This window comes from Streptomyces sp. adm13(2018), assembly GCF_008042145.1.
Taxonomy (GTDB): Bacteria; Actinomycetota; Actinomycetes; order Streptomycetales; family Streptomycetaceae; genus Streptomyces.
Map to the genome: position 1 here is coordinate 402,107 of NZ_RDBH01000141.1, position 8,713 is coordinate 410,819.

Annotated in this window: 11 protein-coding genes; all 11 read left to right on the forward strand. The window is 71.4% G+C overall.

Translation table 11 applies throughout. The annotated features are described in order from the left end of the window. Positions 1 to 222 precede the first annotated feature (222 nt). Positions 223 to 903 (forward strand): Flp pilus assembly protein CpaB, encoded by a 681-nt coding sequence (gene cpaB, locus EAO70_RS29920; protein WP_148005969.1) that lies wholly within the window; start codon positions 223 to 225, stop codon positions 901 to 903. A 7-nt stretch (positions 904 to 910) separates the two neighbouring features. Beyond that, positions 911 to 2,182 (forward strand): CpaE family protein, encoded by a 1,272-nt coding sequence (locus tag EAO70_RS29925; RefSeq protein WP_148005970.1) that lies wholly within the window; start codon positions 911 to 913, stop codon positions 2,180 to 2,182. 3 nt (positions 2,183 to 2,185) lie between these two features. Next, positions 2,186 to 2,551 (forward strand): TadE/TadG family type IV pilus assembly protein, encoded by a 366-nt coding sequence (locus EAO70_RS29930; RefSeq protein WP_148005971.1) that lies wholly within the window; start codon positions 2,186 to 2,188, stop codon positions 2,549 to 2,551. Positions 2,552 to 2,611: 60 nt separating this feature from the next. After that, entirely contained in the window at positions 2,612 to 3,037 is a 426-nt protein-coding gene (locus EAO70_RS29935) for a TadE/TadG family type IV pilus assembly protein (protein WP_148005972.1), read from the forward strand. A 16-nt stretch (positions 3,038 to 3,053) separates the two neighbouring features. Then, positions 3,054 to 4,400 carry a CpaF family protein gene (locus tag EAO70_RS29940; RefSeq protein ID WP_148005973.1) on the forward strand — a complete coding sequence of 449 codons (1,347 nt, stop codon included), beginning with the start codon at positions 3,054 to 3,056 and terminating at the stop codon, positions 4,398 to 4,400. 2 nt (positions 4,401 to 4,402) lie between these two features. Then, on the forward strand, positions 4,403 to 5,344 hold the full coding sequence (locus EAO70_RS29945; RefSeq protein ID WP_148005974.1) for a type II secretion system F family protein: 942 nt from the start codon (positions 4,403 to 4,405) through the stop codon (positions 5,342 to 5,344). 16 nt (positions 5,345 to 5,360) lie between these two features. Next, positions 5,361 to 6,248, forward strand: a complete 888-nt coding sequence (locus EAO70_RS29950; RefSeq protein WP_148005975.1) for a DUF5936 domain-containing protein — start codon at positions 5,361 to 5,363, stop codon at positions 6,246 to 6,248. Between the two features lie 361 nt (positions 6,249 to 6,609). Next, complete coding sequence (locus EAO70_RS29955; protein ID WP_261993116.1) at positions 6,610 to 6,852, forward strand: Flp family type IVb pilin; 243 nt, start codon at positions 6,610 to 6,612, stop codon at positions 6,850 to 6,852. Beyond that, entirely contained in the window at positions 6,852 to 7,481 is a 630-nt protein-coding gene (locus tag EAO70_RS29960; RefSeq protein WP_148005976.1) for a pilus assembly protein TadG-related protein, read from the forward strand. Before EAO70_RS29955 ends, EAO70_RS29960 begins: the two co-directional genes overlap by 1 nt. A gap of 28 nt (positions 7,482 to 7,509) precedes the next feature. Continuing rightward, entirely contained in the window at positions 7,510 to 8,094 is a 585-nt protein-coding gene (locus EAO70_RS29965) for a hypothetical protein (protein ID WP_148005977.1), read from the forward strand. 9 nt (positions 8,095 to 8,103) lie between these two features. After that, positions 8,104 to 8,713 (forward strand): OmpA family protein (locus tag EAO70_RS29970; RefSeq protein ID WP_148006588.1); only part of this gene is annotated, 610 nt, incomplete at its 3' end.

An 8,713-nucleotide genomic window follows, 5' to 3' on the forward strand; every position in this document is an offset into this window, starting at 1 on the left:
GTCGAGGGTGGAGAGGGCGAAGGAGATCGGCACGGCCTCGTTGGCGCGCGCGGAGCCCTGGGACCTGTCCCTGATGGGGGTGAGCTTGCCGACGTCGAGGACGCGGGCGCCGGCGACGATCATGCGGGACTGGGAGGGCTCGTCCTTCTTGTCGCCGGCGAAGGTGGCGTAGATGTTGACGGTGGCGCCCGCGGTGATCTTGCCCGCCAGCGCCGCGGCGTCATCCTGCTGCTGCTGTCCGTCCTGTGCGCGATCGGCGCCTTCGCCGGTGTGCTCGCCGTCATCAGCGACGTGAACTCCAAGGTCGGCCCGGAGACCACCGCGTACCGGATCAAGGAGAACGTGGCCCCGTACACCCCCCTGAAGGCGAACCAGTTCGAGAAGATCTCCATGCCGGAGCGCTGGCTCTCGGAGACCGCCGTCACCGACCTCCGCCAGATCGAGGGCAGGATCGCCGTCACCCAGCTCAGGGCCGGCTCGCTCCTCCAGTCCGACATGATCGTCGAGCAGCCCGAACTCCAGCCCGGCCAGCAGGAGATCGCCATCATGATCGACGCCGCCACCGGCGTCGCGGGCAAGATCACCGCGGGCGCCACCGTCAACATCTACGCCACCTTCGCCGGCGACAAGAAGGACGAGCCCTCCCAGTCCCGCATGATCGTCGCCGGCGCCCGCGTCCTCGACGTCGGCAAGCTCACCCCCATCAGGGACAGGTCCCAGGGCTCCGCGCGCGCCAACGAGGCCGTGCCGATCTCCTTCGCCCTCTCCACCCTCGACGCCCAGCGCGTCGCGTACGCCGAGTCCTTCGCCGAGCACGTACGCCTCGCCCTGGTCGCCCCCTCCACCGGCGGTGCCCCCGCCGACCAGCGCGACCGCACCTACACGCTCGAAAAGGACAAGTGAGGCCGGTATGACCACCAGGATCCTGCCGGCCGTCGGCGACCCCGACGCGGCCCGGTCCGTCAGCACCCTCATCGGCCAGCTCCCCGACGCCGAGCCCGCCCTCCCCGTCACGGACTCCACCCAGCTCGTCGACACCCTCGCCCGGCTCGCCGCCGCCTCCCTCGACGAACTCCCCGAGGTCGTCCTCGTCCACGAGCGGATCGGACCCGTCCCCGCGCTCGAACTCGTCCGCGAGGTCGCCCTCCGCTTCCCCGCGGTCGGCGTCGTCCTCATCACCGCCGACGCGAGCCCCGTCCTCTTCTCCGCCGCCATGGACTCCGGCGCCCGGGGACTGGTCACCCTGCCCCTCGGCTACGAGGAACTCGCCAGCCGCGTCCAGGCCGCCGCCCAGTGGTCCGTCGGCGTCCGCCGCCACCTCGGCGCCGGAGCCGAGCAGATCACCGGCCCCGGCGGCACCGTCGTCACCGTCAGCGGCGCCAAGGGCGGGGTCGGCGCCACCGTCACCGCCGTCCACCTCGCCCTCGCGGCCCGCGCCTCCGGGCGCACCGTCGCCCTGGTCGACCTGGACCTCCAGAGCGGCGACATCGCCTCCTACCTCGACGTCCAGTTCCGGCGCTCCGTCGCCGACCTGGCCGCCATCAACGACATCTCCCCCCGGGTCCTCCAGGACGCCGTCTTCGTCCACGAGACCGGCCTCTCCCTGCTCCTCGCCCCCGCCGAGGGCGAGCGCGGCGAGGAGGTCACCGACCGCGCCGCCCGCCAGATCGTCAGTGCCCTCCGCGGCCGCCACGAGGTCGTCGTCGTCGACTGCGGTTCCCAGCTCAACAGCGCCAACGCCGCCGCGATCGAGATGGCCGACACCGCCGTCCTCGTGGCCACGCCCGACGTCGTCGCCGTCCGGGCGGCCAAGCGGACGGTACGCATGTGGGAACGGCTCCAGGTCCGCAAGGCCGAGGAGACCGTGACCCTGGTCAACCGCCACCACCGCTCCACCGAGATCCAGCCGCCCCTCGTCCAGAAGATCACCGGCACCCGGGTCGCGGGCGTCTCCGTCCCCGCCCACTTCAAGGAGCTCCAGGCGGTCGTCGACGCGGGCCGGCTCCACGAACTCGACGCCAAGTCGACGGTGAAACAGGCACTGTGGGCCCTAGCGGGCGAACTGGGCCTGGTCCAGGCACCGGCCGCGGCCGCCTCCGGGTCCGGACAGCCCGGCAAGCAGCTCGCCCGGGCGGGCGACCGCGGCTCGCTCGGCCTGCGGCGCCGCACCGGAGGACGCTGAACCATGCGCACCCACCGGGACGACAGGGGGCAGGTGGCGGTCGAGTTCCTCGGCATGGTGCCGCTGATCCTGCTCACCCTCGCCCTGCTCTGGCAGGTCGTCCTGGTCGGCTACACGTTCACGCTCGCGGGGAACGCGGCGGACGAAGCGGCCCGCGCGTGCGCCGTCGGGGACGACGGGGCGGCGGCCGCCCGCCGCCACATCGACGGCGCGTGGAGCGCCTCCGGCGGCGGCTGCGGCGACGTGAGCGGCGGCATGGTGCACGTCGAGGTCTCCGTCGAGGTCCCCGTCCTCGTCCCCGGCCTGGGCGGCTTCCTCCCGGTGAAGGGCAAGGCGGGGGCCGTGTACGAGGAGGACCTGGGGCGATGAGCGGGTGCGGGCGCGTCGACGCGTCGATGGCGGGGCGGAAGGGGCGGCGCGCGGGCCGCGGTGCCCGCCTGCGCTGGGCGCAGGGGGCGGCGCGCGGGCGGTGCGGCGGCCGGGCGGAAGGGTCTGCGCGACCGGGGGCAGGCCGCGCTCGAATACCTCGGGTTCCTGCCCATCCTGCTGATCGTCGGCCTCGCCGGACTCCAGCTCGGCATCGCCGCGTACGCCGCCCAGCAGGCGGGCACCGCGGCCCGCGCGGCCGCGCGGGCGGAGAGCAGCGACGAGGAGGACGGGCCCGACGCCCAGGCGGCCGCGACCGCCGCCGTGAGCGGCTGGGTCCGCCCCAGCGCCTCCGTGGGCGGCGCGGGCGGTGGGGAGGTCACCGTCACCGTCACCGTCACGATCCCCTCCGTCCTGCCCTTCGTGGGCGACTTCGGCGAAGTGAAGAAGACCGCCACCATGCCCCTGTCCGACGAGGAGGACGAGTGAGAAGGGACGACGAATCATGAGCCTGCGCGCCCGGATCAACGCCCCCGAGGACCACGGAGGCGGCGCGGCCGCCCGGGAGGACGGCCACCTGGTCGCCGCCTTCCGCGCGAAGCTCCTGGAGGAGATCGACCTCACGGAGATGTCCGCGCTCGCGGCCGCCGAGCGCCGCGCCCGCCTGGAGCGCGTCCTCGGCCACATCATCAGCCGCGAGGGCCCCGTGCTCTCCACCGCCGAGCGGTCCCAGCTGATCCGCCGCGTCGTCGACGAGGCCCTCGGTCTCGGCGTACTCGAACCGCTCCTCGAAGACGCCTCGATCACCGAGATCATGGTCAACGGCCCCGACCAGATCTTCATCGAGCGGGCCGGCCGCGTCGAACTGCTGCCGCTCCGCTTCGCCTCGCACGACCAGCTGATGCAGACCATCGAGCGGATCGTCTCGACCGTGAACCGCCGCGTGGACGAGTCGAACCCGATGGTCGACGCCCGGCTGCCGTCCGGCGAGCGCGTCAACGTCATCATCCCGCCGCTCTCGCTCACCGGCGCCACCCTCACCATCCGCCGCTTCCCCCGGGCGTACACGCTCCACGAGATGCTCGGCCTCGGCTCCCTCGACGAGCAGATGCTGCTCCTGCTGTCGGGACTGGTTCAGGCCAAGTTCAACCTGATCGTCTCGGGCGCCACCGGCACCGGGAAGACCACCCTCCTCAACGCCCTCTCCGGTCTCGTCCCCGACGGCGAGCGGATCATCACCATCGAGGACTCGGCCGAACTCCAGCTCCAGCAGTCCCACGTCATCCGCCTGGAGGCCCGCCCGCCGAACATCGAGGGCCGGGGCGCCGTCTCCATCCGCGACCTCGTCCGCAACTCCCTCCGCATGCGCCCCGACCGGATCATCGTCGGAGAGGTCCGCGGCGGCGAGACCCTCGACATGCTCCAGGCGATGTCCACCGGCCACGACGGCTCCCTCGCCACCGTCCACGCCAACTCGGCGGAGGACGCCCTGATGCGGCTCCAGACGCTGGCGTCGATGTCCGAGGTCAAAGTGCCGTTCGAGGCCCTGCGCGACCAGATCAACAGCGCCGTGGACGTCCTCGTCCAGCTCACCCGGCACCCCGACGGCACCCGCCGGATCACCGAGATCTCCGTCCTCGCCTCCCACGGGCGCGAGCGCTTCCTGCTCGCCACGGTGTGCCGCTTCCAGGCACAGCCGGTGGCCGCGGACGGCCGGGTGTACGGGCAGTTCACGTACCACCCGCTGCCGAGGCGGGTCGCGGAACGGCTCTATCTGGCGGGCCAGCCCATCCCGCAGGCCTTCGGCGTGGCCGTGACGGACGCCCACCTGACCACCCGCGAGGCGAAGTGACGATGACCGACCCCTTCTGGCTGACCACGGGCGTCACCCTGCTCGCCTGCGTCCTCGGCATCGTCGGCGTCCAGCTGTACGCGAGCGGGGCCCGCCGGCACGCGGCGCTCGTCGCCCGGCTCGACGAGTCCGGCGCCCCCGAGATCACCGGCCGCCGCAGACGCCGCTTCCAGGGCGTCGACCGGCGCGTCCGCCGGACGGCCCTCGGCCGGCGGCTGGAGCTGAGGATCGCGGCCACCGGCCTCGACATCACCCCCGGCGAGTTCACCGTGGCCCTCACCGCCACCGTGGCCGTCCTGTGGACCGTCGGCCAGGCCGCCCTGTCGCCCTTCTTCGGACCGATCTGCGGACTCCTGGGCATCTGGGTCGCCATGGGCTACCTCGGCTGGCAGCGGCAGAAACGCATCGAGAAGTTCATCAACCAGCTGCCGGAGCTCTCCCGCATCCTGGCCAACGCCACCCAGGCCGGACTCGCGCTCCGGATGGCCCTCAGCCTGGCCGCCGACGAGATGGAGGCACCGGCCGGGGACGAACTGGAGAAGGTCGCCCAGCAACTGGCCGTCGGCAGCTCGCTCGACGACGCCCTGGGCGAACTCGCCGAACGCCTCCCGTCCCGGGAGCTCGTCGTCCTCGTCACCACCCTCGTCCTCGCCAACCGGGCCGGCGGCACCGTCGTCTCCTCCCTGCGGAACCTCACCGAGACCCTGGAGGAGCGCAAGGAGACCCGGCGCGAGGTCCGCACCCAGCTCTCCCAGGTGAGCCTGACCGCGTACTCCGTGCCCGTCATCGGCGTCGGTTCGCTGCTGCTCATCGACAACATGCAGCCCGGGGCGCTGGACCGGATGACCGGTTCCGGCCTCGGCCAGTTCGCCGTCGTCGCCGCGTTCGCGCTGTACGTGGTGGGCTTCATCGCCATCCGCCGCTTCTCGAAGATCGACGTGTAGGGACGGGACCGCCACCGTGGAACTCCTCCTCGCCCTCCTCGCCGGCCTGGCCGTCGCCGGCGTCTTCTACGGCGTCCGCCTCTACCGCGCCGACGCAAAACTGCCCGATGACCTCCGCCTCGCCCTGGAGGTGGGCGCCACCCGCACCGGGGCCGTCGACTCGGCCGTCGACCGGCTGGGCATGCGCTGGTCGCCGGCGGTGCTCCGGCTCATGGGGCCCAAGCGCGTCGGTGCCGTCCGGCGCCGCATCGACCTGGCCGGGAACCCCGGCGGCCTGACGATCGACCGGTACGGGGCGCGGCGGGCCGTCTACGGCTTCCTCGGCGGGCTGGGCGGCCTGCTGATGCTCAGCAAGGGCTCCTTCCTGGTCGCCGTGCTGCTCTTCGCCTTCGGGGCGTTCTGGACGGAGGTCGGCATCTGGTCGGCGGTCCGCATCCGCAAGGACCAGATCGAACGCACCCTGCCGGACTTCCTGGACGTCCTGGCCGTCGTGGTCTCGGCGGGCCTGGGCTTCCGCCAGGCGCTGGAACGCGTCGCGGAGAAGTACGAGGGCCCGTGGTCCGACGAACTCCGCATCACACTCCGGCAGATGGACATGGGCGTCAGCCGCCGGCAGGCCTTCGACGAACTGCGCCGCCGGAACGACTCCGAGCAGGTCGCCCAGTTCGTGACGGCGCTGCAGCAGGGCGAGGAGCTGGGCGCGCCGATCGTGGAGACGCTGATACAGATCGCCAACGACATGCGGCGCACGGACGCGCAGAACGCGCGGAGGAAGGCGGCGAAGGCGGTTCCGAAGGCGACGATGGTCATCACGACGCTGATGGTCCCGGCGACGATGATCCTGCTGGGCGCGGGCCTCTTCCTGGGCACGGGAACGGACTTCGGGTCGGTGACGGGGGAGTGAGGCCGGGCCGGGAAGTCGGCCGCAGTGTGAGACAACCCCTTCGCTGCCGCAACGGAATGTGGAACAGTGGGGACGGAGTGTGAGGGGGGTGGAGATGGCGAACGTGAAGGCTCGTCGGGCCGGGGCGACTTGTGTGATCACGAAGGCGCCGGTCAGGGGCGAGGACGATCCGTCCGGCCGCGGCGGCCGAATCTTCGCCGAACTCCGCACCCGCACCGGTACCGAGGCCATAGCCTCATGGCTGGGCTCAAGGCCCACCCGATGACCAGGGCCCACAGAAGGGCCCACGGGCCCAGTGCGCAGACCGAGGGGTCGGCGTACCGTGGCTGTGCGCAGGCGTCTGAACGCGGAGGGGACCACGATGAACGACGCGATGCTGAAGGCCCTGACCAAGGCCATGCTCGAACTGACGACCCGAACGAACCGCGAGAACCGGGAGAACCGGGACCGGGACCGGGGCCGGGACCGCGGGCAGACGGCGGTCGAGTATCTGGGGATCATCGTGGTGGTGGTGGCGATTGTGGTGGCCATCACCGGCACGGATCTGGGGCAGTCGATCAAGACCGCGATCGCGGACAAGATTGCCGAGCTGACCGGCGGCTAGTGGGATGCGGGCGGGGCGACACAGGGCAGGCGTTCCCCGCGTACGTCGCGGCCGTGACGGGTCTGCTGTTCCTCGGCTTCGCCTACTTTCTGGTGGCTCAGGCTGCTGTCACCCGGAACGACGCCCAGACTGCCGCTGACGCGGCGGCTCTCGCCGCGGCTCAGGACGCGCGGGAACAGCTGCGTGCCGGCTGGTTGGACGTCATCCTTGATCCCTCACAGTGGGGCGCTTTCGTTCGCGGCCAGGAGTTCTTCTCTTCTCCGGCGTGCGCGTCAGCGGCCGACCTCGCTGTCAAGAACGGCGCAGCGATGTCCGATTGCCTGGACATCACGGCGGAGGGCAGTAGGGGCTTCAGCGTGACGGTGCGTACGACGGGAGCCGACGCCGAGCAAGCCACCGCGAGCGCCGATGCCGTGGTCGAGGCTCGTTGCACGTTCGAGGCTCCGGACCCGACGCCTCCGCCGACACCGACGGAACCCGCGGAGGGTGAGGAAGGCGATGACGGCGAGGAGGAGGAACCGGGGCCCATTACGGGTCTCAGCTGCCGCGGCGAGCCGTGGGTGATCGATCCCGTAGACCCTGAGCTCCCCGACATCGCGGATCTCTTCACTGTCCGACTGTCGGATTGACCTGCGACGAGTAGAGGAAGAGCGGTACATGAACGCGTGGTACGGAAAAGAGCTGCACAGAGCGACCGGTGTGGTCGCCGTCGTGGCCGCTGCTTTCCTTGTGGTCGGTTGCGGGGCTGACGAGTCTCCGAAGGCGGACAAGCCGGCCGTGACGACGTCTGCCCCTCAGAAGTCACCGGGTGGTGGACAGACGACACCTGCTGATGAGGAGCCCCCGGCCACCATTGCGACGCTCAAGGGGCGCAAAGGCCTGGAGCTCGTCATCAACTCGGTGGAGCGAGACGCAGGCGGCTTCCTCACCGTGAAGGGGCGGCTGGCCAACACCGGGGATTCCGGTACTGCTGTCCCCGCTCAGGTCAGTGGGGACGAGACGGAAGTCATCAAACACGGAACCTCGTTGGGGGGTGCCACTCTCATCGACTCCCTCGGAAAGAAGCGGTACTACGTCCTCCGGGACACAGACGGACGGCCGTTGACGACGTCCGGTCTGAGCACCATCTCAGCCGGCGATTCCGCCGAGGTCTTCATGCAGTTCCCCGCGCCCCCTGCCTCGACCACGGAGATCTCCTTCCAGCTCCCCACCTTCGAACCCGCCACCCTCAAACTCTCCTGAGGCGACGCCATGACGACGACATCCCGACGCCTCGCCGTGCTTCTGGTCGCCTCCGTCGCCCTGGGGCCCCTTCTCGTGCCCGTCGCGTACGCCGACGATCCGCCCGGGGCCGCCGCCAGTGCCTCGCCGCCGCCGGCCATCGACCCGAACGCCCCGGGGCTCATGCTTCCCGACGGTGCCACCCTCGCCGCCGCCAAGGTGCTCGACATCAAGCAGATCGTCGAGGACGAGGGCGGTGAGCAGCGCCGGCAGGACACCAACGTGGACGTGACGTTCGCGCTGCAGGCCGAAGTCCTGTTCCCCAAGAACAGCGCCAAGCTCGGCCCCGCCGCCAACGCCCGTATCGCCGCCATCGCCGCCGAGATCAACCGGCTCGGTTCCGGCCGCGTCCGCGTCTTCGGGTTCACCGACAACCTCGGCACGTACGCGCACGGCCTCAAGCTCTCGAAGGAGCGCGCCGTCGCCGTGCAGCAGGTGCTGGCGCGGAGCCTCGACCCGGGCACGACCTTCGACATCCGGGGCTACAGCGAGGACTACCCGATCGCCGACAACGCCTCCGAGGAGGGCCGGAAGAAGAACCGCCGCGTCGAGATCTCCTTCCCCCGCACCACCCCGCCCG